Below are 24809 nucleotides of genomic sequence, written 5' to 3' on the forward strand. Positions count from 1 at the left end.
GACCAGCAAGGATGGGGAAGCTAGATGGACAAGCAGCAGGAGTTCGTGCTCCGTACGTTGGAGGAGCGCGACATCCGGTTCGTACGCCTGTGGTTCACGGACGTGCTGGGCTTCCTCAAGTCCGTCGCCGTGGCCCCGGCCGAGCTGGAGCAGGCCTTCGACGAGGGCATCGGCTTCGACGGCTCCGCGATCGAGGGCTTCGCCCGGGTCTACGAGTCCGACATGATCGCCAAGCCGGACCCGTCGACCTTCCAGATCCTGCCGTGGCGCGCCGAGGCCCCGGGCACCGCCCGGATGTTCTGCGACATCCTCATGCCGGACGGCTCCCCGTCCTTCGCGGACCCGCGCTACGTCCTCAAGCGCGCCCTCGCCCGCACCTCCGACCTGGGCTTCACGTTCTACACCCACCCCGAGATCGAGTTCTTCCTCCTGAAGGACAAGCCGCTCGACGGTTCGCGCCCCACCCCGGCCGACAACTCCGGCTACTTCGACCACACCCCGCAGAACATCGGCATGGACTTCCGCCGCCAGGCGATCACCATGCTGGAGTCGATGGGCATCTCGGTCGAGTTCTCCCACCACGAGGGCGCCCCGGGCCAGCAGGAGATCGACCTGCGCTACGCCGACGCCCTCTCCACGGCCGACAACATCATGACGTTCCGCCTGGTCATGAAGCAGGTGGCGCTGGAGCAGGGCGTCCAGGCGACGTTCATGCCGAAGCCGTTCTCGGAGCACCCCGGCTCGGGCATGCACACCCACCTCTCCCTGTTCGAGGGCGACCGCAACGCGTTCTACGAGTCCGGCTCGGAGTACCAGCTCTCCAAGGTCGGCCGCTCCTTCATCGCGGGCCTGCTCAAGCACGCCGCGGAGATCGCCGCGGTCACCAACCAGTGGGTCAACAGCTACAAGCGCATCTGGGGCGGCTCCGAGCGCACCGCCGGCGCCGGCGGCGAGGCCCCCTCGTACATCTGCTGGGGCCACAACAACCGCTCCGCGCTGGTCCGCGTCCCCATGTACAAGCCCGGCAAGACCGGCTCGGCCCGCGTCGAGGTCCGCTCGATCGACTCCGGCGCCAACCCGTACCTGGCCTACGCCGTCCTCCTCGCGGCCGGCCTCAAGGGCATCGAGGAGGGGTACGAGCTCCCGCCGGGCGCCGAGGACGACGTCTGGGCCCTCTCCGACGCCGAGCGCCGCGCGATGGGCATCGAGCCGCTCCCGCAGAACCTCGGCGAGGCGCTGACCCTGATGGAGCGCAGCGACCTGGTCGCGGAGACGCTGGGCGAGCACGTCTTCGACTTCTTCCTGCGCAACAAGCGGCAGGAGTGGGAGGAGTACCGCTCCGAGGTCACCGCGTTCGAGCTGCGGAAGAACCTGCCGGTTCTCTGAGTGGTGTGACACCGAGCGGCGCCGGAGGGGCAACCTTCGGCGCCGCTCGCGCATCACATCTGCATGAGGTCCACGCGCACGGTCTTCGGGGCAGTGGCGGCTTCCGCGCTGCTCGCTCTGGCGCCCGCCGCGCCCGCCGCGCCCGCCGTGGCCGACGATCCGTCGCCGTCGCCGCTGCCGACCCGGGCGCACGCCACGGTCGAGGCGGAGAAGCAGCTCAACGTGGGGTCGGCGGCGCAGGCGGTCCATGCGGGCTGGATGTTCTGGGACGGCGGAGCACAGGTCCCCGCACCCGAGAACGAAACGATCGTCATCGACGCGCGCGGCCTGTCGGGGGTCGCGAGCGTCGCGGTCGACGATCCTCGGTGCGAGGCCGACGGTCGGGTCTTCACCTGCGTCAACACGGATAGCTCACAGCAACGGGGGGTCGAGTTCACGCTGCGCGCGGACGCGGCCGCCACCCCCGGCGCCAGCGGCACGATCACCTACACCGTCAGCGCCGACCATGCCGAAGGTGCCACCGCGAAGGCGAAGGTCGTCGTCGGAGTCCCGGAACTGGTCGTCGCCGACGTGCCCGATGTGACGGGCGCCGAGCCCGGCTCCCGGATCGAGATTCCGCTCCGGCTCCGCAACACCGGGGACCTCGCGACGGACCGGCGCATCATGGTGAGCTGGGTGTCGGCGGGCGGTCTGGACTTCGACCACAAGTTCTCCAACTGCGCCTACGAGAACGGTGACGACGTCGGCTTGTGGGGCAGCCGGGCCTCCGTCACCTGCGTCTTCCCGGTCGGCCCGGACTCCGTGCCCGCGGGGGCCACCGTGGAGCTGAGCAGCCCCCTGACGGCCACCGTCGGCGAGCGTGTCCTGACCGCGGTGACCGACTACTCGGTCGAACTGCTGCGCCCCGGCACGACGCCCGGCGGAGGCCGCGAGCGGGGAACCGGCCCGGCGCTCACCCTGGTGCGGGCGTCAGAAGCGGGAACCGGCTTCGAGAAGGCCGCCGAGGGACAGTTCCTCGTCGCGGCCGACAACTCCGCGGACCTCGCGGCCGAGGTGACGATGGAGCGGCGCGGCAAGACCGGCTGGCTCCTGGACGTCAGCGCCCTGAACCACGGACCGGCCTCCGCGTACGGGATCGGCGACAAATCCGTCGCCGTGGTCGATGTCGTGCTGCCCGAGGGCGTGGTCGCGTACGGCACCGGCTTCACGCCGGAGGAGGACAGCATCGACGGCCCCTGTGTCCGCCCGGGCCGCGACAGCTCGGATCCCTTCGAGCCGGGCCACCGGCACTACGTGTGCACCGTGCGGGTCGGCGTCCCCGCCGGGGAGCGCTCGCCGTTCTCACTGCGGGTGAAGGTGTCCGAGCAGTACGACGGGGCCAAGGGCACGGCGACCGTACGGCCGGGCCCGGCCGGCGTGCCCCTCCACGACCCCGACGCCACCAACGACAGCGTCCCCTTCGCCTTCGGCGCCGCCACCGCCGCACCGAGCACGGACACGGGCCGGACGACCCTCGTCGTCACCGTGGCGGTGTGCGCCGTCGCCCTGCTGGCCGCCACGGTCATGGTCGTCCGGCGCCGCGGGCGGGATCACTGACGCCGGACGAAGCCCTGAGCGTTACTGCCCCGCGAGCTGCGCCAGCACCTGGTGGAGCGGTTCCGTCTCCCGGCGCTTGTACTCCTGGATCGCCCAGCCGTTGCCGTCCGGGTCCTTGAAGTACATGAACGTGGCGCCGTCCTGCGGGGCGAACTGCACGGGTTCGCTGACGTCCAGCCCCCGTGCCTTCAGCTCCTCGTACGCCGCCTTCGCGTCCGTGACGCACAGCTGCATGCCGTGGTACGTGCCCGGCTGCGGTGTGCCCGTCGGGACCTGGAGACCGTCGACGAGCGCGATCGAACACCCCGAACCCGGTGGGGTGAGCTGGACGATCCGTACGCCCTCCATCACCTCGCCGTCGAGATCCACATGGAAACCGACCTTGTCCCGGTAGAACTCCTTGGCCCGGTCCACATCGGTGACCGGCATCAGGATCACTTCGAGACTCATGTCCATGGCGTGACTCCCTTGTCGACGTCAGACAACACGCGACTCACTCAGCTCACTCCGCGCACTCGACTCACTCGAATCGCCAGCGGGTCTGGCTGAACGGCTCCCCCTTACCGAAGCCGAAAACCGTGCGCGGCGCCACCGAAAAGACGAGAGCGCGTCCGGGACCGTGGTGGAAACACCCGTCCCGCACCTCGAAGCGCCAGAACTCGCCGTACTTCTCCTCCCACGCCGCCGCCAGCTCCCGCAGCCGGCCGTCATCGGCGACGCGCGCGGCCTCGCCCTCCACGACGAGGTCGTATCCCCGGTTCCAGGTGTTGGTGCCGGTGGTGAGCACGACGTGCGGGTTCGCCGCGAGGTTGAGTGCCTTGCGTTCCTCCGGGCCCGTGCAGAAGTGCAGTGCGTCCCGGGACCAGACCGCGGGGAGCGGGGTCACATGCGGCCGTCCGTCCGGCCGGACCGTGGAGATCCAGAACAGTTCGGCCCCGGTGAGGATCTTCACCGCCTCCGACCATTCGGTGGCGGAGGCCTTGCTGTCGCTGTAGCGGGGGTCGAGGCGGGTGTCGGGCTGTGTTTCGGGTCGTGTGTCGGACATCAGAGTCCTCCCTTCGGAAGGCAGACCCGCCGTCGGCACGGAAGTCATCGGTCCCGGAGATTCGCCAAATGGCGAATGGGCCCGGCGCCCGGACGGCGGGATCGTCGGCACAGGCAGCGTTCCGGCTGCCCACAGAGACGGAGGCATCCCATGCGTTCCTGCATGCGTTCCCACGACGGTCGCGGCCACCCGCGTCCGCACCGGCGGCCCGCCGCCCTCGCCGCCGCCCTGGTGGCGGCCCTGGCCTCGGCCCTCCTGGCCACCGGCTGCGAGACGGAGGCCCCCGGCACCCCCGCGAAGAAGTTCACGACGGTCCGCTTCACCCTCGGCCGCCACGGCGGCATCCAGATCGACGGCGCCTCCCGTGACGCGGTCACCCCGGCCGGTTCCCACACCGTGTCCGCCGGCCGCGCCCACCGCTTCACCCGCCCCGACGGCCGGCTGCTGGTGGTGCTGCGGCACTGGCCGGAGACGCAGGCGCAGTGGGCCTCGCGCGGCCGGGCGCCCCGCCTCCTGGAACCGCCCGAGCAGTCACCGGTCGAGACGGGATACCTGGTGGACACCACCGACTGGGTCAGGGCCGGTCTCGACGGACATCCGCTGCAGTGGCTGCGCGACGACACGATCCGCGTCGACACCACGGGCGACACCACCGACGCCCTCACGCGGCTCACGCTGTCCGGACCGCACGGGGGTCGGTCCGGACAGCCCGTACCGCCGCCGGGGGACCGCGAGTGCGCGAAGCCCGCACGGGTGGTGCTCCCCGAGGTCACACCGGGGGCCGCCGTCACCGACGTACTGACCCGGCTGCGCGCACTGTGCCTGGACGTCCAGTACGCCTCCCTGCCGGGCAACGACCGCCCCGGCAGCGTCCAGCGCGTGTACGTCCCCGTCGCCGGCCACCCGGCCGCGTCGGCCTTCCTCCCGCCCTTCGACGGCACCGCCCCCGCCGACCGCATGCCGGGCGACAGCATCCCGACGGACCCGTCCCGCCCGGCCACCTTGGTGGTGACCCGCTGAGACCGGCCCGGCGTTCCGGGGCGATCCGCCCCGGCGCTTCTCCCACCCGCTCCGGTTAGGCTCAAGCAGGTATGACCTTGATCGGAGGAGGCCGAGGATGACGGCGCCGGGGCGCAGGAGCAGTACCTTCAGTCGGCTGCTGCGGCACGGCTTCACCGACCCCTCCGCCTCCGAGCGACTGCTGGACGGCCCGGAGCTGACCGGCGTACGCAACGACCCGGTGCTCCTCGAAGCGCTCGGCGCCACCGCCGACCCCGACCTCGCCCTGCACGGACTCGTACAGCTCCTGGAGGCGCAGCCCGGTCCCAGCGCGCGGCGGGAGCTGCTGGACACGGTGATAGCGGCCAAGCCGCTGCGCGACCGGCTGCTCGGGGTGCTGGGCGCGTCCGCCGCGCTCGCCGAGCACCTGGCCCGGCATCCGAGCGACTGGCAGGCGCTCGTCATGTACGAGCCGCGCGATCTGCACCCCGGCGTCGAGGAGTTCGAGCGCGGGCTGGCCGAGGCCACCGACCCCGTCTCCCTGCGGGTCGCCTACCGGCGCTGTCTGCTGTCCATCGCCGCCCGTGACGTGTGCGGGACGACGGACCTCGCCGAGACCGCCGCCGAGCTCGCCGACCTCGCCACCGCCACCCTGCGCGCCGCCCTCGCCATCGCCCGCGCCGCCGCCCCCGACGACGCCGCGGCCTGCCGGCTCGCGGTCATCGCGATGGGCAAGTGCGGTGGCCACGAGCTCAATTACGTCTCCGACGTCGACGTCATCTTCGTCGGCGAGGCCGTGGAAGGGGCCGACGAGGGCAAGGCCCTGCGCTCCGCCACCAAGCTCGCCTCGCACATGATGCGGATCTGCTCCGAGACGACCGTGGAAGGGTCCATCTGGCCCGTCGACGCCAATCTGCGGCCCGAGGGCCGCAACGGCCCGCTCGTCCGCACCCTCTCCTCCCACCTCGCCTACTACCAGCGCTGGGCCAAGACCTGGGAGTTCCAGGCCCTCCTCAAGGCCCGTCCGGTCGCCGGTGACATCGAGCTCGGCGAGGAGTACGTCACCGCCCTCGAACCGCTGGTCTGGAAGGCCGCCGAGCGCGACAACTTCGTCGCCGACGTGCAGAAGATGCGGCGCCGGGTCGTCGAGAACATCCCGGCGGCGGAGGTCGAGCGCGAGCTCAAGCTCGGCCCCGGCGGCCTGAGGGACGTCGAATTCGCCGTACAGCTCCTGCAGTTGGTGCACGGCCGCGCCGACGTCTCGCTGCGCAGCGGCACCACCCTCGACGCCCTCCAGGCCCTCGCCGCCGGCGGCTACGTCGGCCGCGACGACGCCGGCCGGCTCGACGACGCCTACCGCTTCCTGCGCTCCATGGAACACCGCATCCAGCTCTACCGGCTGCGCCGCACCCATCTCGTCCCCGAGGACGAGTCCGACCAGCGCCGCATCGGCCGCTCCCTCGGCCTGCGCACGGACCCGGTGGCCGAGCTGAACCGCGAATGGAAGCGGCACGCCGGCGTCGTACGACGGCTGCACGAGAAGCTCTTCTACCGGCCGCTGCTCGACGCGGTGGCCCAACTGGCGCCCGGAGAGGCCCGGTTGAGCCCCGAGGCGGCCCGGGAGCGGCTCGTCGCGCTCGGGTACGCCGACCCGGCCGCAGCCCTCAGGCACCTGGAGGCGCTCGCCTCCGGTGTCACCCGCAAGGCCGCCATCCAGCGAACCCTCCTTCCCGTACTGCTGGGTTGGTTCGCCGACTCCGCCGACCCGGACGCCGGTCTGCTCAACTTCCGCAAGGTGTCGGACGCGTTGGGCAAGACGCCCTGGTATCTGCGGCTGCTGCGGGACGAGGGCGCCGCCGCCGAGAACCTCGCACGGGTGCTGTCCGCCGGACGGCTCGCCCCCGACCTGCTGATGCGCGCCCCGGAAGCGGTGGCCCTGCTGGGCGACAGCGAGGGCGCCGGACTCGCCCCGCGCGGACGGGCCGCCCTGGAGCAGGAGATCCTCGCCGCGGTCAGCCGCGCCGACGGTGCCGGGCAGGCCGTCGCCGCGGCCCGTGGGGTGCGCCGCCGCGAGCTGTTCCGTACCGCCGCCGTGGACATCGTCGGCTCCTACGGGACCGAGACCCAGCCCGCCGAGGCCGACCAGGGCGCCCTGGTGGACCGGGTCGGCGGTGCGGTCTCCGACCTGACGGCCGCCACGCTCGCGGGCACCTTGCGCGCGGTCGTCCGCGACACCTGGGGCGACACCCTGCCGACCCGGTTCGCCGTCATCGGCATGGGGCGCTTCGGCGGCCACGAACTCGGCTACGGCTCCGACGCGGACGTCCTGTTCGTGCACGAGCCCCGCAACGGCGTGCCAGAGCAGTCCGCCTCCGAGGCCGCGAACAAGGTCGTCTCCGAGATGCGCCGCCTGCTGCAGATCCCGAGCGCCGACCCACCACTGCTGATCGACGCCGACCTGCGCCCGGAGGGCAAGTCCGGCCCACTCGTACGGACGTTGAAGTCCTACGAGGCGTACTACCGCCGCTGGTCCCTGGTCTGGGAGTCGCAGGCGCTGCTGCGGGCCGAAGTCGTCGCCGGTGACGAGGACTTGGGGCGGCGTTTCATCGAGCTGATCGATCCGCTGCGGTATCCGGCGGAGGGGCTCGGTGACGATGCCGTGCGGGAGATCCGGCGGCTGAAGGCGCGGATGGAGTCCGAGCGGTTGCCGCGTGGAGCCGACCCGAAGCTCCACACCAAGCTGGGGCCGGGGGGTCTGTCGGACGTCGAGTGGACGGTGCAGCTCTTCCAGCTGCAGCACGGGTGGGCGGAGGCCGGGCTCAGGACGACCCGGACGCGGGAGGCGCTTGCGGCGGCGTGTGCGGCTGGACTCATCGCCGGTGAGGATGCCGAGATCCTCGATGAGGCCTGGGTGTTGGCCACGCGGGTGCGTAACGCCGTGATGCTGGTGCGGGGGCGGGCCGGGGACACGTTTCCGTCCGACCCGCGTGAACTCGCCGCGGTGGGGCGGTACTTGGGGTACGGGCCGGGGCATGTGGGGGACATGCTGGATGACTATCGCCGTACGGCGCGCAGGGCGCGGGCTGTTGTGGAGACGTTGTTCTACGGGGCGTGAACCGTTTTCGGCTGCGGCGCCGTGGGGGCTGGTCGCGCCCGCGCGGCGGTAGCCGCAGATTCAACACTGCCCCGCGCCCCTTTCACGCGGGTCATGGCGACCCCTGTCAGGACGATCGCCATGCCGATCAGCACCCTCAACCCCACCGTCTCGTCCAACAGCGCCGCACCTAGCGCCACCGACACCACCGGCAACAGGTAACCCACCGTCGCCGCCGCTGTCGCACCCTCGTCGGCTACCAAACGGTAGTTGAGATAGAACGTCACGCCCGTTCCCAGCACGCCCAACGCCGTGACCGCCACGAGTGCCGTGACGTCGGCGTCCACCGGCCCCGCCACCGGCAGGGACAGCGTCGTCCACCCCGTCGCCACGAACAGCTGCGCCGCCGACATCGCCATCGGCGCCCGCTTGTCGGTCAGCTTGCGGGCCATGTACGCGAAGGCCACCGCGTAGCTCGCCGCCGCCCCCAGCAACGCCAGCGCGCTCCAGCTCAGCAGGCCCGAGCGGTGCCAGGGAGCGAAGATCAGGACCGTGCCGGCGAAGCCGAGGAGCAGGCCGGTCAGGCGTACGGGGTGCAGGCCGCGGTCGGTGCCCAGGAGGAGGCCGATCAGCAGTGACCACAGGGGAGTTGTGGCGTTGAGGACGCCCGCGATGCCCGAGTCGAGATGCTGCTCGCCGACCGCGAACAGCGCGAACGGGATCGCGTTGCAGAACAGCGCGGCCACGACCAGATGACCCCAGGTGGCCCGTGTGCGGGGGAGCCGCTGGCCGGCCCGGCGGGCCAGGGCCAGCAGGGTCAGGGTGCCCAGTGCGCAGCGGGCGATGGTGATCTGGGCGGGGGAGAGGCCGTGGTTGAGGGCGAGTTTGATCCAGAGGAAGCCCGAGCCCCACAGAAGGGCCAGGGCCGCCATGCGGAGCGTGGAGGCGGGAGACATGTCTCTACGGTCCGGGAGAAGACGTGTGAGGACAAGTGAAGGGTTCTTGATGTGTTGTTAAGCTTGGCTACATGCTGGATGTGCGTCGGATGCAGGTGCTGCGGGCCGTGGTCAGCAGCGGGTCGGTGACAGGGGCGGCCGCCGTGCTGGGGTACACGCCCTCGGCGGTGAGTCAGCAGATCGCCGCGCTGGAGAAGGAGGCGCGGACGGATCTGCTGGAGCGGGTGGGGCGGGGGGTGCGTCCCACGGCCGCCGGGCTGCTGCTGACCGAGTACGCGGACACCATCAGCCGCCAGGTCGCCGAGGCGGAGACGGCCCTGGCCGATCTGCTGGCCGGGCGGACGGGACGGCTGTCGGTGCGGTACTTCGCCACCGCCGGGGCGTCTCTGGTCGCTCCGGCCGTGGCGCGGCTGCGGACGGACCATCCCGGCGTACAGGTCGAGCTGAAGCTCATCGACCCGGAGGACCCCTTGCCGGACGTCCGGGAGGGGCGGGCGGACCTGGCGCTGGTGGTGGGGTCACGGGCCTCGGCCCACGACGGCGTACGGCTGCTGCATCTGCTGGACGACCCGTATCTCGCGGTACTGCCCGAGGGGCACCCGCTGGCGGCTGCCGAGGTGCTGGAGATGACCGACCTCGCCGGGGAACCCTGGGTCGGCAGCGAATGGCCCGGACCGTGTCTCGACGCCCAGCTCCGCGCCTGCGACGCCGCCGGGTTCCGGCCGCGGTTCGTGGTCGAGAGCGAGGACTACGTCACCGCGCAGGGGTTCGTCGCGGCGGGGCTGGGGGTGAGCATGATCCCCCGGCTGGGACTGGGGGTCGGCCTGCGGCCAGGGGTGGTCGTACGGGAGCTGCGGGGACCGGAGCCCTCGCGGTCGATCTACGCGGCGGTCCGGGAGACGGCCCCGCCGCAGCCGGCGTTGCGGGCGTTCATCGCCGCGATGCGGGCTGCGGCCGAGGCCGGGGCTGCTTGACGGGCGGCACCAGCTGCGGCAGGCGGTACGGCAGGGCGCCGTACCAGAGGCGGGCGACCGTGAAGCCGAAGGCCAGGCAGATCATGCCGCCGACCGCGTCGAGCCAGAAGTGGTTGGCCGTGGCGACGATGACCACCAGCGTGGCCGCCGGGTAGAGCAGGCCCAGGACCTTCACCCACGGGACCGAGGCCAGCGCGAAGATCGTCAGGCCGCACCACAGGGACCAGCCGATGTGCATGGACGGCATCGCGGCGTACTGGTTCGACATGTTCTTCAGGTCGCCGGAGGCCATCGAGCCCCAGGTCTGATGGACCAGGACCGTGTCGATGAAGTCGCCGCCGTTCATCAGCCGGGGCGGGGCCAGCGGATACAGGTAGTAACCGACGAGGGCCACACCGGTCGTGGCGAAGAGGACCATGCGGGTCGCCGCGTAGCGGCCGGGGTGGCTGCGGTAGAGCCAGACGAGGACACCCAGCGTCACCACGAAATGCAGCGTCGCGTAGTAGTAGTTCATGCCGACGATCAGCCAAGTCACCGAGTTCACGGCGTGGTTGACCGACTGCTCGACCGCGATCCCCAGGTCGTTCTCGACCCGCCAGATCCAGTCGGCGTTGCGCAGCGCCTCGGCCTTCTGCTCCGGGACCGCGTTGCGGATCAGTGAGTAAGTCCAGTAACTCACCGCGATCAGCAGGATCTCGAACCAGAGGCGGGGGCGGCGCGGGGCGCGCAGCCGGCTCAGGAGGCCCGGCCTCGTTCCGGCCGCGACAGGCTGTGGAACGGCCTCTTCGCGGCCTTCCAGTGTCGTCACGGTCGTCTCACCCATGGACACAGAGTCTGCCAGAAAAGCCCTTGCCCCCAGATCATCCCTCCGGCCGGTCCTGGTCGCACGTTCTACGGCGGGACGAGTCCTCGGACTCCTACCAGCGCATGCCTCGAAGCCCCCGATTCTCCGCCTCAGGGACGAGTGCGGTTCCTACGGGACGAAACAGGCGCCGAAGCCGTCGACCCCCGCACCACCAGCTCCGGCATGAACACGAACTCGCTGTGCGGCGCCGGCGTCCCGCCGATCTCCTCCAGCAGCGTGCGCACCGCGGCCTGGCCCATCGCCGGCACCGGCTTGCGCACGGTGGTCAGCGGCGGGTCGGTGAAGGCGATCAGCGGCGAGTCGTCGAAGCCGACCACCGAGACGTCCTTCGGCACCTCCAGACCGAGCTGCCGGGCCGCCCGTATCGCGCCCAGCGCCATCATGTCGCTCGCGCAGACCACGGCCGTGCAGTCGCGGCCGATCAGCGCCGTGGCGGCCGCCTGACCGCCCTCCAGGGTGTACAGCGAGTGCTGGACGAACTCCGTCTCGACGGTGTCCGTGGCCAGGCCGAGCTGGTCCTGCATCGCGCGGACGAAGCCCTCGATCTTGCGCTGGACCGGGACGAACCGCTTGGGGCCGAGGGCCAGGCCGATCCGTGTGTGCCCCAGCGACACCAGATGCGTCACCGCCAGCGTCATCGCCGCACGGTCGTCGGGGGAGATGAACGGCGCCTGCACCTTCGGCGAGAAACCGTCCACGAGCACGAACGGCACGCCCTGGCCGCGCAGCTGCTCGTAGCGCTGCATGTCGGCGGAGGTGTCCGCGTGCAGTCCGGAGACGAAGATGATGCCCGCCACGCCCCGGTCGACGAGCATCTCCGTGAGCTCGTCCTCGGTGGAGCCGCCGGGCGTCTGGGTGGCGAGGACCGGTGTGTACCCCTGTCGCGTCAGCGCCTGCCCGATGACCTGGGCGAGCGCCGGGAATATGGGGTTCTCCAGCTCCGGGGTTATCAGGCCCACCAGGCCCTCACTGCGCTGCCGCAGACGCACCGGGCGCTCGTAGCCCAGCACGTCGAGTGCGGCCAGCACGGACTGGCGGGTGGTGGCGGCGACGCCCGGCTTCCCGTTGAGGACCCGGCTGACGGTCGCTTCGCTCACCCCCGCTTGCGCAGCGATGTCAGCAAGCCGTGTGGTCACGGGGTTGGACTGTACCGGCCAGGTCTGCCCTTGCACACCAAATGGACGTCGCGGCCGACCTGTTGGCCGGCCGGGTCCGGGTTGCCGCGTCATCGCGCCCCCTCATGAAAGTCTTGGCAAGAGCTTGCAGAGTCTTGCACAACCCACCCTGTGCCGCCCCACCGCTGGAAACAAGCGTCTCACGGTGGTTGCCCACAGGTCACGCGCGGATAACTTCAGCGACGTCTTGCACTTTTTTGCTGCAAGGTCTTTCGCAACGCTTACATCGCTGTTACGTTCGGCCACGCCCGGCGGCGGCAACGGCGCGGTCGGCAAGTCGGCAGTGGATGGCAGACGGGGCCACCCCTGCACCGCAGGACGGCGGACGGGACCGCCCCCTGCACTACACGGGCTTTCACCCTCAAGGAGAACTCATGCGGCGTGGCATAGCGGCCACCGCGCTGGTGGCGTCCCTCGCCCTCACGGCGACGGCCTGCGGCGGGGACGACGACAGCAGCGACTCGAGCGGTCCGACCACCATCACCTGGTGGGACACCTCCAACGCCACCAACGAGGCGCCGACGTACAAGGCCCTCATCAAGGAGTTCGAGGCCGCGAACAAGGACGTCAAGGTCAAGTACGTCAACGTCCAGTTCGACCAGGCGCAGAACAAGTTCGACACCGCCGCCGGTGCCTCCGGTGCCCCGGACGTGCTGCGCTCCGAGGTCGGCTGGACCCCCGCCTTCGCCAAGAAGGGCTACTTCCTGCCGCTCGACGGCACCGAGGCCCTCGCCGACCAGAGCAAGTTCCAGCCCAACCTGATCGAGCAGGCCAAGTACGACGGCAAGACCTACGGCGTCCCGTTCGTCACGGACACCCTCGCGCTCGTCTACAACAAGGAGCTCTTCGCCAAGGCAGGCGTCGAGGCACCCAAGACCTGGGACGACCTGAAGAAGGCCGCCGCCACCATCAAGGACAAGACCGGCGTCGACGGCTACTGGGGCTCCACCCAGGCCTACTACGCCCAGTCCTTCCTCTACGGCGAGGGCACCGACACCGTCGACGCCGCCGCCAAGAAGATCACGGTGAACTCGGACGCCGCGAAGAAGGCGTACGGCACCTGGCTGAGCCTCTTCGACGGCAAGGGCCTGCACAAGGCCGACACCACCGCCGACGCCTACGCCCACATCCAGGACGCGTTCGTCAACGGCAAGGTCGCCGCGATCATCCAGGGCCCGTGGGAGATCACCAACTTCTACAAGGGCTCCGCGTTCAAGGACAAGGCCAACCTCGGCATCGCCACCGTCCCGGCCGGCTCCACCGGCAAGGCGGGCGCCCCGACCGGCGGCCACAACCTCTCGGTCTACGCCGGCTCCGACGCCGCCCACCAGAAGGCCGCGCTGAAGTTCGTCAACTTCATGACCTCCGCGAAGTCCCAGTCGACCATCGCGCTGAAGAACTCCACGCTGCCCACCCGTGACGACGCCTACACCGCCGAGGTCAAGGCCGACCCGGGCATCGCCGGCTACGGCCAGGTCCTGCCCGCCGCCCAGCCGCGCCCGGCGCTGCCCGAGTACAGCTCCCTGTGGGGCCCGCTGGACACCGAGCTGCCGAAGATCGCCGGCGGCAAGGAGTCCCTGGACAAGGGCCTGAGCAACGCCGAGACCGCCATCGCCAAGCTGGTGCCGGAGTTCAGCAAGTAAGCCCGAGCGGCCGCCGGATCTCCCGATCATGGGGGGAGGGATCCGGCGGCCATCGGCTGTGGCCGCCGTACACCCCTTGAACCGCCGAATTCCGAGAAGGTTGTCGAACCATGACAGTCGCCATCGATCGCGCGACCGGCAAGCGCCGCGATGACCGCGGGCCACGCTCCGGGCCGGTGCAGCGCCTGAAGCGCAGCTGGCAGAAGTACTGGTACGCGTACGCCATGATCGCCCCCGTGGTGATCGTCCTCGGCGTCCTCGTGCTCTACCCGCTGGCGTACGGCCTGTACCTCACCCTCACGGACGCCAACAGCCTCAACTCGGCCCGCACCATCGGCGTCAACCACATCGACGCCACCTACAAGTTCATCGGGTTCGACAACTACGCCGAGATCCTCTGGGGCGACCTCGCCTACGACCGCTTCTGGTCGCACTTCATCTGGACGATCTTCTGGACCGCCGCCTGTGTGGCCCTCCACTACGGCATCGGACTCGGCCTTGCCCTCCTGCTCAACCAGAAGCTGCGCGGCCGGACCTTCTACCGGCTGATCCTCGTCCTGCCGTGGGCCGTGCCCACCTTCGTGACGGTGTTCGGCTGGCGGTTCATGCTCGCCGACGGCGGCATCATCAACAGCTTCCTGGACACGCTGCACCTGCCGACGCCGCTGTGGCTGGAGGACACCTTCTGGCAGCGGTTCGCCGCGATCATGGTCAACACCTGGTGCGGTGTGCCGTTCATGATGGTCTCGCTGCTCGGCGGACTGCAGTCCATCGACGACTCCCTGTACGAGGCAGCCGAGATGGACGGCGCGAACGCCTGGCAGCGGTTCCGGCATGTGACGCTGCCCGGCCTGAGGTCCGTCAGCTCCACCGTCGTACTGCTCGGCGTCATCTGGACGTTCAACCAGTTCGCCATCATCTTCCTGCTGTTCGGCAACACCGCGCCCGACGCGCAGATCCTCGTCACCTGGGCGTACTTCCTCGGCTTCGGACAGCAGCCGCGCGACTTCGCCCAGTCCGCCGCCTACGGCATCCTGCTGCTGGGCATCCTGATCGTCTTCACCTCCTTCTACCGCCGCTGGCTGAACCGCAATGAGCAGCAGCTCGCGATCTGAGGCAGGAGCTCCCATGAGTACGACCACCGCCCCGAACTCCGCCGGCGCGACCAAGGCCGGGCCGGCGCGGAAGACGGGACCGAGCATGGCGCGCGGGCGCGGCCGGCGCAGCCCTCTCGCCTCGCTTCTCTCCCACGGCCTGCTGATCGTCGCGAGCCTCGTCGCGCTGTTCCCGATCGCCTGGCTGGTGTACCTGTCCCTCGGCCCGGACAAGGACGACTACCTCCACCCGGGCGGCATCTGGGACAAGATGACGCTGGACAACTACTCGTTCGTCCTCCAGCACACCGCGTTCTTCGACTGGCTGAAGAGCTCGCTGATCGTCTCCCTCGGCACCACGGTCATCGGCGTCCTCGTCGCGGCCACCACCGGCTACGCCGTCTCGCGCATGCGGTTCCCGGGCTACAAGAAGTTCATGTGGGTGCTACTGGTCACCCAGATGTTCCCGATAGCCGTACTCATCGTGCCGATGTACCAGTTGCTGTCGGAACTCCAGCTCATCGACAGCTACTTCGGTCTCGTCCTCGTCTACTGCGCTACCGCGGTCCCCTACAGCGCCTGGCTGCTGAAGGGCTACTTCGACACCATCCCCTTCGAGATCGACGAGGCCGGACGCGTCGACGGGCTCACTCCCTTCGGCACGTTCTTCCGGCTGATCCTGCCGCTCGCCAAGCCGGGTCTCGCGGTCGCCGCCTTCTACAACTTCATCACCGCGTTCGGTGAGGTCGCCTTCGCCACCACCTTCATGCTCGACGACCAGAAGTACACCTTCGCCGTCGGCCTGCAGAGCTTCATCAGCGAGCACGACGCCCAGCGGAACCTGATGACCGCGGCGGCGGTGCTGATCGCGATACCGGTGGCGGCGTTCTTCTACCTCGTGCAGAAGAACCTGGTGACCGGCCTGACGGCGGGTGGAACGAAGGGGTGACAGCCCCGCGCCCCTTGTGGGGGCGCTGCCCCCACACCCCCTCAAACCCGAGGCGGCCGCGGTGTCCATCCGACCCCGCTGACACCGCGGTCGTCTCGCCATCACCGTATGCACACCTGACCCCATGACCTCATTACGTACCAAGGACGCCATGAGCCAGCAGCACTCCGCCCTCGCCCCGGCCCCGAACCCCGCCAAAGTCCAGCGCGGCGACTGGTGGCGGGACGCGGTGATCTACCAGGTCTATCCGCGCAGCTTCGCCGACAGCAACGGCGACGGCATGGGCGATCTGGAAGGCGTACGCTCCCGACTCCCGTACCTGCGCGACCTCGGCGTGGACGCCGTGTGGCTCAGCCCCTTCTACGCCTCCCCGCAGGCCGACGCCGGCTACGACGTGGCCGACTACCGGGCCGTGGACCCGATGTTCGGCAACCTGCTGGACGCGGACGCGCTGATCCGGGACGCGCACGAGCTGGGCCTGCGGATCATCGTCGACCTGGTTCCCAACCACTCCTCGGACCAGCACGAGTGGTTCAAGCGGGCGCTGCGCGAAGGGCCCGGCTCGCCCTCGCGGGAGCGCTACCACTTCCGCCCCGGCAAGGGCGAGAACGGCGAACTCCCGCCCAACGACTGGGAGTCCATCTTCGGCGGCCCGGCGTGGACGCGGGTCACCGAGCCCGACGGCACCCTGGGCGAGTGGTACCTGCACCTCTTCGCGCCCGAACAGCCCGACTTCAACTGGGAACACCCGGCGGTCGGCGACGAGTTCCGCTCCATCCTGCGCTTCTGGCTCGACATGGGCGTCGACGGTTTCCGTATCGACGTGGCGCACGGCATGGTCAAGGCGGAGGGCCTGCCGGACATCGGCGGCAGCGGCGATCAGCTCAAACTGCTGGGCAACGATGTCATGCCGTTCTTCGACCAGGACGGCGTCCACGCGATCTACCGCCAGTGGCGCACGATCCTCGACGAGTACTCCGGAAGTAAGAAGGGGCCCGAAGGGCCTTCCGCAGAAGGGCGGGGGTGGGAGACGGGCGGGCGCATCTTCGTCGCCGAGGCCTGGACGCCGACGGTCGAGCGCACCGCCAACTACGTCCGCCCGGACGAGCTCCACCAGGCCTTCAACTTCCAGTACCTCGGCACCGAATGGGACGCGGAGGAGCTCCGCAAGGTGGTCGACCGCACCCTGGACGCGATGCGCCCGGTGGGCGCCCCGGCGACCTGGGTCCTCTCCAACCACGACGTCACCCGCCACGCCACCCGCTTCGCCAACCCGCCGGGCCTGGGCACCCAGATCCGCACGGCGGGCGACCGGGAGCTGGGCCTGCGGCGCGCTCGTGCGGCCACTCTGCTGATGCTGGCGCTGCCCGGCTCGGCCTACGTCTACCAGGGCGAGGAACTGGGCCTCCCCGACGTGGTGGACCTCCCCGACGAGGTCCGCCAGGACCCCGCGTACTTCCGGGGCGAGGGCCAGGACGGCTTTCGCGACGGCTGCCGGGTGCCGATCCCCTGGACGCGCGAGGGATCGTCGTACGGCTTCGGCGCGGGCGGCAGCTGGCTGCCGCAGCCGGCGGAATGGGCCGAGCTGAGCGTGGAGGCCCAGACCGGGGTCGAGGGCACGACCCTGGAGCTGTACCGCACCGCCTTCGGCATCCGCCGCACCCACCCTGACCTGGGCGCCGGCGAGTCGGTGGAGTGGCTGCGGGCACCGGAGGGCGTACTGGCCTTCCGGCGCGGCGAGTTCGTCTGTGTCGCGAACACCAGCGGCGAGTCGGTGACGACCCCGTCGTACGGCCGCGTGCTTCTGGCGAGCGGCGAGATCACCGAGGCGGACGGCGAGACGAAGGTCCCGTCGGACACGACGGTGTGGTGGACGACGGCCTGACGGTTGTTCGCCCCCGGAGAGGGCCCGCTGCCTGTCGAGGCGGCGGGCCCTCTCCGGTTGCCATGAAATCCCTTGCTGTGAGTTTCAAGACCCTTGCTGTAAACCTTGCGTTAGGGGTACGTTCGCGCCGGCGCCGGGCAAAGACGCCCGGCCGTCACGCAAGGAGCCCCCACGTGATACCGAGATGGTCCGCAAGCGCATCCCTCACCGCGCTCGCCGCAGCCGCGGCCCTCATCACCCCCGCCGGGACGGCATACGCCTCCCCGCCCGGCACCAAGGACGTCACCGCCGTCCTCTTCGAGTGGAACTTCGCCTCCGTCGCCAAGGAGTGCACCAACACCCTCGGCCCCGCCGGTTACGGCTACGTCCAGGTCTCCCCGCCCGCCGAGCACATCCAGGGCGCGCAGTGGTGGACGTCGTACCAGCCTGTCAGCTACAAGATCGCCGGACGCCTCGGCGGCCGTACGGCCTTCCAGGACATGGTCAACACCTGCCACGCGGCCGGCGTGAAGGTCGTCGTCGACACGGTCATCAACCACATGTCGGCGGGCAGTGGCACCGGCACCGGCGGTTCGTCGTACACGAAGTACAACTACCCGGGCCTGTACTCGTCGTTCGACTTCGACGACTGCACGAGCCAGATCACCAACTACCAGGACCGCTGGAACGTCCAGCACTGCGAACTGGTAGGTCTCGCCGACCTGGACACCGGGGAGTCCTACGTCCGCGGCGCCATCGCCGGATACATGAACGACCTGCTGTCGCTCGGGGTGGACGGCTTCCGTATCGACGCGGCCAAGCACATGGACGCCGCCGACCTGGCCAATATCAAGTCCCGGCTGAGCAATCCGTCGGTGTACTGGAAGCAGGAGGTCATCTACGGCAGCGGAGAGGCCGTCCAGCCCACCGAGTACACGGGCAACGGGGACGTCCAGGAGTTCCGCTACGCCTACGACCTCAAGCGCGTCTTCAACAACGAGAACCTCGCCTATCTGAAGAACTACGGCGAGGGCTGGGGCTATATGAACAGCTCCGTCTCCGGTGTCTTCGTCGACAATCACGACACCGAGCGCAACGGCTCCACGCTGAACTACAAGGACGGCGCGAACTACACCCTCGCCAACGTCTTCATGCTCGCCCACCCGTACGGCGCCCCGGACATCAACTCCGGGTACGAGTGGTCCGACACGGACGCCGGCCCGCCCAACGGCGGCTCGGTGACGGCCTGTTGGCAGGACGGCTGGAAGTGCCAGCACAAGTGGCCGGAGATCATCCGCATGGTCGCCTTCCGCAACGCCGTGCGCGGCACGGCCGTCACCAACTGGTGGGACAACGGCGGTGACGCGATCGCGTTCGGGCGGGGCGGCAAGGGGTTCGTGGCCGTCAACCATGAGTCGGGCAGCCTGAGCCGGACGTACCAGACGTCGCTGCCCGCGGGGACGTACTGCAACGTTCAGAACAACACGACGGTGACCGTGAACTCCAGTGGGCAGTTCACAGCCACGCTCGGCTCGAACACGGCTCTGGCGATCTACGCCGGGAAGTCGAGCTGCTGAGCTTCGGTCCACCCGTTCTGAAATCTCTTTCCGTTACTTTCACGGCTCTTGCTGTAAACCTTACGGCGGCGATACGGTCGCGCGGGGTCGGACCCACGTAGAGCCGTAATCACAAGGAGCCCATCTGTGATACCGAGATGGCCGACGCCGTCGAGGCGCCGTACCGCCCACGTAGGACGGGTCGCCGCGGTCACCGTGACCGCGCTGGCCGCAGCGCTCGTCCAACCCCTCGCGGCGCAGGCGGACACTCCGCCGCCGCCACCGTCCGACGCCAAGCTCGCCTCGGCGCCCGCCCGGCACGACTCCACCCGTGAGCAGTTCTACTTCGTGCTCCCGGACCGCTTCGCCAACGGTGACACCGGCAACGACAAGGGCGGCCTCACCGGCACCCGCCTCACCACCGGCTACGACCCCACCGACAAGGGGTTCTACCAGGGCGGCGACCTCAAGGGTCTGACCAAGAAGCTCGACTACATCAAGGGCCTGGGCACCACCGCCATCTGGATGGCCCCGATCTTCAAGAACCAGCCCGTGCAGGGCACCGGGGCCAACGCCTCGGCCGGCTACCACGGGTACTGGATCACCGACTTCACTCAGGTCGACCCGCACTTCGGTACCAACAAGGACCTCGAAACCCTCATCTCCAAGGCGCACGCCAAGGGCATGAAGGTCTTCTTCGACGTCATCACCAACCACACCGCCGACGTCGTCGACTACGAGGAGAAGTCCTACGACTACCTCTCCAAGGGCGCGTTCCCGTACCTGACCGAGGACGGCGAGCCCTTCGACGACAGCGACTACGCGGACGGCGAGCGGGACTTCCCGGACGTCGACGCCGACTCCTTCGCGCGTACGCCGAAGGCCACCAGGAACAACAAGGTTCCGTCGTGGCTCAACGATCCCACGATGTACCACAACCGCGGCGACTCCACCTTCGCCGGTGAGAGCGCCGAGCAGGGCGACTTCTCCGGCCTCGACGACCTGTGGACCGAGCGTCCCGAGGTCGTCCACGGCATGGAGAAGATCTACGAGAAGTGGGTCCGCGACTTCGACATCGACGGCTTCCGGATCGACACCGTGAAGCACGTCGATCTGGAGTTCTGGACCCAGTGGGCCACCGCCCTCGACGCATACGCCGCCGAGCAGGGCCGCGACGACTTCTTCATGTTCGGCGAGGTCTACTCCGCCGACACCTCGATCACCTCGCCGTACGTCACCCGGGGCCGCCTCGACGCCACCCTCGACTTCCCCTTCCAGGAGGCGGCACGGCAGTACGCCTCCCAGGGCGGCAGCGCGCGGACGCTCGCGAAGGTCTTCGGCGACGACTACAAGTACACGACCGACAAGGCCAACGCGTACGAGCAGGTCACCTTCCTCGGCAACCACGACATGGGCCGCATCGGGTACTTCCTGAACCAGGACAACCCGAAGGCGACGGACGCCGAGCTGCTGGCCAAGGACGAGCTCGCCAACGAGCTGATGTTCCTCAGCCGAGGCAACCCGGTCGTCTACTACGGCGACGAGCAGGGCTTCACCGGTGCCGGCGGCGACAAGGACGCCCGCCAGACCATGTTCGCGTCGAAGACGGCCGACTACCTCGACGACGACGAGATCGGCACCGACCGCACCCACGCGAGCGACGCCTACGACAAGAGCGCGCCGCTGTACCGGCAGATCGCCGAGCTCTCCGAGCTCCGCAAGGCCAACCCGGCCCTCGCCGACGGTGTGCAGACCGAGCGGTACGCGGCCGACGGCTCCGGCGTCTACGCGTTCTCGCGGACCGACGCGAGGACGGGCGTCGAGTACGTCGTCGCCTTCAACAACGCAGGCGAGGCCAAGTCGGCCACCTTCGCGACCGGTTCGGCCGGGATGACGTTCCGCGGGATCTACGGCGGCGACGCGTCCCTGAAGAGCGCCGCCGACAAGAAGATCACCGTCTCCGTCCCCGCCGGTTCCGCGATCGTCCTGAAGGCGGCCGGCAAGCTCGCCAAGCCCGCCACCGCGCCGGCCCTCACCCTGAAGGCGCCCGGCACCGGCGCCACCGGCACGGTCGAGATCGGCGCCGACGTCGACGGGGGGCAGCTCAACCGGGTCGTCTTCGCCGCTCAGGTCGGCAACGGCAGGTGGCGGACGCTCGGCACGGCCGACCACGCCCCCTACAAGGTCACGCAGTTCATCGGGAAGGACGTACCGGCCGGAACGGCGCTGCGCTACAAGGCAGTTGTGATCGACTCCGCCGGGCGGACCGCTTCGGCGACGGCCGGGTCCACCACCGGCACCCCGCCCGCCGAGGAGATCCCCACCGCCTCCTCCCGCGACTACGCGATCGTCCACTACAAGCGCACCGACGGCGACTACGCGAACTGGGGCCTGTACGCCTGGGGCGACATCGCCGACGGCGAGGCCACCAACTGGCCGGACAGCCACCCCTTCATCGGCCGTGACGCCTACGGGGCCTTCGCCTACGTCAAGTTGAAGCCGGGCGCCTCCGACGTGGGCTTCCTGGTCATCGACAAGGACGGCAACAAGGACGTCTCCGCCGACCGCACGATCGACGTCACCAAGACCGGCGAGGTCTGGATCGAGCAGGGCAGAACGGATGTACTGACGGAGCGGCCGGAGTACCCGGAGCAGGACAAGAGCAAGGCCGTCATCCACTACCACCGGGCCGACGGGAACTACGACGGCTGGGGTCTGCACGTCTGGACGGGCGCCGCGAACCCCACGGACTGGTCGAACCCGCTTCAGCCGGTGAAGACTGACGCCTATGGCGCGGTCTTCGAGGTACCGCTCACCGACGGTGCCGGCAGCCTCAGTTACATCCTCCACAAGGGCGACGAGAAGGACCTGCCCAGCGACCAGTCGCTGGACCTCAGGGCGAACGGCCATGAGGTGTGGCTGTTGAGCGGCCAGGAGAAGTACCTGCTGCCGCAGCCCGCGGGCTCCGCGGCCGCCGTCGACCTGACCACCTCCAAGGCGGTCTGGATCGACCGGAACACGGTCGCCTGGAACGGCTCCGAGGCCGCCGTCTCCACCCAGCTGCTCTACAGCCGCAACGGCTCGATCGTGGCCGAGGAGGGCGCGCTGACCAGCGACGACGAGCGCTGGCTGCGGCTGTCCAAGACGTCCCTGACCGACGCCCAGAAGGCGAGGTTCCCGCATCTGAAGGACTACACCGCCTGGACCGTCGACCCGCGCGACCGCGACCGCGTGCGTGAGGCCCTCAAGGGCCAGATCGTCGCCTCCCAACGGGCCGTGAACGGCGCCGTCCTCGCGGCGACCGGTGTGCAGATCGCGGGTGTGCTCGACGACCTGTACCCGGAGGCGACCAAGGCCGACCTCGGACCGACGTTCAGCAGGAGCGGCCGTCCGACGCTTGCCGTCTGGGCGCCGACCGCACAGTCCGTGCAGCTGGAACTCGACGGCTCCACGGTCAGGATGAAGCGCGACTCCGCCACCGGCGTCTGGTCCGTCACCGGCCCCAGGTCCTGGAAGGGCAAGGAGTACCGGTACGTCGTCAAGGTCTGGGCGCCCAGCGTCCGGAAGGTCGTCACCAACAAGGTCACCGACCCCTACTCGGTCGCCCTGACCACCGACTCCGAGCGCAGCCTCGTCGTCGACCTGGCCGACAAGTCCCTCGCCCCCGGCGGCTGGACGACCTACGCCAAGCCCAAGGCCGTACCGATCAAGGACGCGCAGATCCAGGAGCTGCACGTCCGGGACTTCTCCGTCGCCGACAGGACCGCGAGCAACCCGGGAACCTACCTCGCCTTCACCGACAAGAACAGCGACGGCTCCCGGCATCTGAAGGAGCTCGCGAAGTCGGGCACGTCGTACGTGCACCTCCTGCCGGTCTTCGACATCGCGACCATCCCCGAGAACAAGGCCGACCAGGCGACCCCGGACTGCGACCTGGCCTCCTACCCGGCCGACTCCGACAAGCAGCAGGAGTGCGTGGCGAAGTCCGCCGCGAAGGACGCCTACAACTGGGGCTACGACCCGTACCACTACACGGTCCCCGAGGGCTCCTACGCCACCGACCCGGACGGCACCGCGCGCACGGTCGAGTTCCGGAAGATGGTCAAGTCCCTGAACGAGGACGGCCTCCGCGTCGTCATGGACGTCGTCTACAACCACACGACCTCCAGCGGCCAGGCCGGCACCAGCGTCCTCGACAAGGTCGTCCCCGGCTACTACCAGCGGCTCCTCGCCGACGGTTCGGTCGCCAACAGCACCTGCTGCTCCAACACGGCGCCCGAGAACGCCATGATGGGCAAGCTGGTCGTGGACTCGATCGTCACGTGGGCCAAGGAGTACAAGGTCGACGGGTTCCGCTTCGACCTCATGGGCCACCACCCGAAGGCCAACATCCTGGCGGTCCGCGAGGCCCTGGACGGGCTGACCCTCGCCAAGGACGGCGTCGACGGCAAGAAGATCATCCTGTACGGCGAGGGCTGGAACTTCGGCGAGGTCGCCGACGACGCCCGCTTCGTGCAGGCCACGCAGAAGAACATGGCCGGCACCGGCATCGCCACCTTCTCCGACCGCGCCCGTGACGCGGTGCGCGGCGGCGGCCCCTTCGACGAGGACCCGGGCGTCCAGGGCTTCGCGTCCGGGCTGTACACCGACCCCAACTCCTCGGCCGGCAACGGCACTCCGGCCGAGCAGAAGGCCCGTCTGCTGCACTACCAGGACCTCATCAAGGTCGGGCTGAGCGGCAACCTCGCGAAGTACACCTTCACCGACACCGACGGCAAGGAGGTCACCGGCGCCCAGGTCGACTACAACGGCCAGCCGGCCGGATACGCGGAGGCTCCCGGCGACGCCCTCGCCTACTCCGACGCCCATGACAACGAGTCGCTGTTCGACGCGCTGACGTACAAGCTGCCCGCCACCACGGGCGCGTCCGACCGCGCCCGCATGCAGGTCCTCGCCATGGCGACGGCCGCCCTCTCGCAGGGGCCGTCGCTCTCCCAGGCGGGCACCGACCTGCTGCGCTCGAAGTCCCTGGACCGCAACTCCTACGACAGCGGCGACTGGTTCAACGCCATCCACTGGAGCTGCATGGACGGCAACGGCAACGGCAACGGCTTCGGACGCGGGTTGCCGATGGCCGCCGACAACGAGTCCAAGTGGCCGTACGCCAAGCCCCTGTTGGGCTCGGTCAAGGTCGGGTGCGAGCAGATCGAGGGCACCTCGGCGGCGTACCGGGATCTGCTGAGGATCCGTACGACGGAGGCCGATTTCTCTCTCGACACGGTCGCGCAGGTGCAGTCGAAGCTGTCCTTCCCGCTGTCCGGCAAGGAGGAGACGCCCGGCGTGATCACCATGGAACTCGGTGACCGCGGTGATCTCGTCGTGGTGTTCAACGCCACCCCGCAGGCCCAGGAGCAGCAGGTGGCCGCTCTGGCCGGGACGGCGTATGCGCTGCACGAGATCCAGGCGGAGGGCGCGGACTCTACCGTCAAGGAGTCCTCGTACGAGCGGGTTTCGGGCACGTTCACCGTTCCGGCACGGACTGTGGCCGTATTCTCCCGCAAGCCCTGACAACGGCCTAACCTTGGTGGGGCGGACCCGGGCCCGGGTCCGCCC

Annotated in this window: 16 protein-coding genes; 11 read left to right on the top strand and 5 right to left on the bottom strand. The window is 69.6% G+C overall.

The window, feature by feature from the left end; all coding sequences use genetic code 11:
- The first annotated feature begins 24 nt into the window (after positions 1–24).
- The gene (locus PH203_RS02030) at positions 25–1386 is read left to right on the top strand and encodes a glutamine synthetase family protein (protein WP_289915356.1); all 1362 of its coding nucleotides are present in this window, start codon (positions 25–27) and stop codon (positions 1384–1386) included.
- A 63-nt stretch (positions 1387–1449) separates the two neighbouring features.
- A complete protein-coding gene (locus tag PH203_RS02035; RefSeq protein ID WP_289915359.1) occupies positions 1450–2982 on the top strand; it encodes a hypothetical protein in 1533 nt (510 codons plus the stop codon).
- 21 nt (positions 2983–3003) lie between these two features.
- On the opposite strand, the gene PH203_RS02040 is transcribed toward PH203_RS02035, so the two are convergent.
- On the bottom strand, positions 3004–3438 hold the full coding sequence (locus tag PH203_RS02040; RefSeq protein WP_289915360.1) for a VOC family protein: 435 nt from the start codon (positions 3436–3438) through the stop codon (positions 3004–3006).
- Positions 3439–3502: 64 nt separating this feature from the next.
- Positions 3503–4027 (bottom strand): pyridoxamine 5'-phosphate oxidase family protein, encoded by a 525-nt coding sequence (locus PH203_RS02045; protein WP_289915363.1) that lies wholly within the window; start codon positions 4025–4027, stop codon positions 3503–3505.
- A 162-nt stretch (positions 4028–4189) separates the two neighbouring features.
- Between PH203_RS02045 and PH203_RS02050 the strand changes: the two genes are divergently transcribed.
- Positions 4190–5047 carry a hypothetical protein gene (locus PH203_RS02050; RefSeq protein ID WP_289915365.1) on the top strand — a complete coding sequence of 286 codons (858 nt, stop codon included), beginning with the start codon at positions 4190–4192 and terminating at the stop codon, positions 5045–5047.
- A 97-nt stretch (positions 5048–5144) separates the two neighbouring features.
- The gene (locus tag PH203_RS02055; protein WP_289915368.1) at positions 5145–8141 is read left to right on the top strand and encodes a bifunctional [glutamine synthetase] adenylyltransferase/[glutamine synthetase]-adenylyl-L-tyrosine phosphorylase; all 2997 of its coding nucleotides are present in this window, start codon (positions 5145–5147) and stop codon (positions 8139–8141) included.
- Here PH203_RS02055 and PH203_RS02060 read toward each other — a convergent pair.
- Positions 8129–9076: a DMT family transporter gene (locus tag PH203_RS02060; protein WP_289915371.1), complete on the bottom strand. Its 948-nt coding sequence runs from the start codon at positions 9074–9076 to the stop codon at positions 8129–8131. The genes PH203_RS02055 and PH203_RS02060 overlap by 13 nt on opposite strands.
- Before the next feature lie 71 nt (positions 9077–9147).
- Between PH203_RS02060 and PH203_RS02065 the strand changes: the two genes are divergently transcribed.
- A complete protein-coding gene (locus PH203_RS02065; protein WP_289915373.1) occupies positions 9148–10050 on the top strand; it encodes a LysR family transcriptional regulator in 903 nt (300 codons plus the stop codon).
- On the opposite strand, the gene PH203_RS02070 is transcribed toward PH203_RS02065, so the two are convergent.
- Positions 10007–10873, bottom strand: coding sequence for a phosphatase PAP2 family protein (locus PH203_RS02070; protein WP_289915374.1), 867 nt, complete (start codon positions 10871–10873; stop codon positions 10007–10009). The genes PH203_RS02065 and PH203_RS02070 overlap by 44 nt on opposite strands.
- A gap of 131 nt (positions 10874–11004) precedes the next feature.
- Positions 11005–12051, bottom strand: a complete 1047-nt coding sequence (locus PH203_RS02075; RefSeq protein WP_289915376.1) for a LacI family DNA-binding transcriptional regulator — start codon at positions 12049–12051, stop codon at positions 11005–11007.
- 413 nt (positions 12052–12464) lie between these two features.
- On the opposite strand from PH203_RS02075, the gene PH203_RS02080 reads away from it, so the two are divergent.
- The 6 genes from PH203_RS02080 to pulA all read left to right on the top strand — a co-directional run bounded on the left by PH203_RS02080 (position 12465) and on the right by pulA (position 24764).
- On the top strand, positions 12465–13733 hold the full coding sequence (locus PH203_RS02080) for an extracellular solute-binding protein (RefSeq protein ID WP_289915379.1): 1269 nt from the start codon (positions 12465–12467) through the stop codon (positions 13731–13733).
- A 110-nt stretch (positions 13734–13843) separates the two neighbouring features.
- The gene (locus tag PH203_RS02085) at positions 13844–14848 is read left to right on the top strand and encodes a sugar ABC transporter permease (protein WP_289915380.1); all 1005 of its coding nucleotides are present in this window, start codon (positions 13844–13846) and stop codon (positions 14846–14848) included.
- A 13-nt stretch (positions 14849–14861) separates the two neighbouring features.
- Positions 14862–15776 (top strand): sugar ABC transporter permease, encoded by a 915-nt coding sequence (locus PH203_RS02090; RefSeq protein WP_289915381.1) that lies wholly within the window; start codon positions 14862–14864, stop codon positions 15774–15776.
- 151 nt (positions 15777–15927) lie between these two features.
- The gene (locus PH203_RS02095) at positions 15928–17661 is read left to right on the top strand and encodes a glycoside hydrolase family 13 protein (RefSeq protein WP_289916600.1); all 1734 of its coding nucleotides are present in this window, start codon (positions 15928–15930) and stop codon (positions 17659–17661) included.
- Positions 17662–17834: 173 nt separating this feature from the next.
- On the top strand, positions 17835–19217 hold the full coding sequence (locus tag PH203_RS02100) for an alpha-amylase family protein (protein WP_289915383.1): 1383 nt from the start codon (positions 17835–17837) through the stop codon (positions 19215–19217).
- Between the two features lie 126 nt (positions 19218–19343).
- Entirely contained in the window at positions 19344–24764 is a 5421-nt protein-coding gene (gene pulA, locus PH203_RS02105) for a pullulanase-type alpha-1,6-glucosidase (protein ID WP_289915385.1), read from the top strand.
- The last annotated feature ends 45 nt before the right edge of the window (positions 24765–24809 follow it).

Origin of the sequence: Streptomyces sp. S.PB5, assembly GCF_030403745.1 — a bacterium.
Classification (GTDB): Bacteria; Actinomycetota; Actinomycetes; order Streptomycetales; family Streptomycetaceae; genus Streptomyces.

Excerpts from the sequence above, each read along its gene's own strand:
- PH203_RS02030 (WP_289915356.1), top strand. The coding sequence starts at position 25 with ATGGACAAGCAGCAGGAGTTCGTGCTCCGTACGTTGGAGGAGCGCGAC.
- PH203_RS02035 (WP_289915359.1), top strand. The coding sequence starts at position 1,450 with ATGAGGTCCACGCGCACGGTCTTCGGGGCAGTGGCGGCTTCCGCGCTG.
- PH203_RS02040 (WP_289915360.1), bottom strand. The coding sequence starts at position 3,438 with ATGGACATGAGTCTCGAAGTGATCCTGATGCCGGTCACCGATGTGGAC.
- PH203_RS02045 (WP_289915363.1), bottom strand. The coding sequence starts at position 4,027 with ATGTCCGACACACGACCCGAAACACAGCCCGACACCCGCCTCGACCCC.
- PH203_RS02050 (WP_289915365.1), top strand. The coding sequence starts at position 4,190 with ATGCGTTCCCACGACGGTCGCGGCCACCCGCGTCCGCACCGGCGGCCC.
- PH203_RS02055 (WP_289915368.1), top strand. The coding sequence starts at position 5,145 with ATGACGGCGCCGGGGCGCAGGAGCAGTACCTTCAGTCGGCTGCTGCGG.
- PH203_RS02060 (WP_289915371.1), bottom strand. The coding sequence starts at position 9,076 with ATGTCTCCCGCCTCCACGCTCCGCATGGCGGCCCTGGCCCTTCTGTGG.
- PH203_RS02065 (WP_289915373.1), top strand. The coding sequence starts at position 9,148 with ATGCTGGATGTGCGTCGGATGCAGGTGCTGCGGGCCGTGGTCAGCAGC.
- PH203_RS02070 (WP_289915374.1), bottom strand. The coding sequence starts at position 10,873 with ATGGGTGAGACGACCGTGACGACACTGGAAGGCCGCGAAGAGGCCGTT.
- PH203_RS02080 (WP_289915379.1), top strand. The coding sequence starts at position 12,465 with ATGCGGCGTGGCATAGCGGCCACCGCGCTGGTGGCGTCCCTCGCCCTC.
- PH203_RS02085 (WP_289915380.1), top strand. The coding sequence starts at position 13,844 with ATGACAGTCGCCATCGATCGCGCGACCGGCAAGCGCCGCGATGACCGC.
- PH203_RS02090 (WP_289915381.1), top strand. The coding sequence starts at position 14,862 with ATGAGTACGACCACCGCCCCGAACTCCGCCGGCGCGACCAAGGCCGGG.
- PH203_RS02095 (WP_289916600.1), top strand. The coding sequence starts at position 15,928 with ATGAGCCAGCAGCACTCCGCCCTCGCCCCGGCCCCGAACCCCGCCAAA.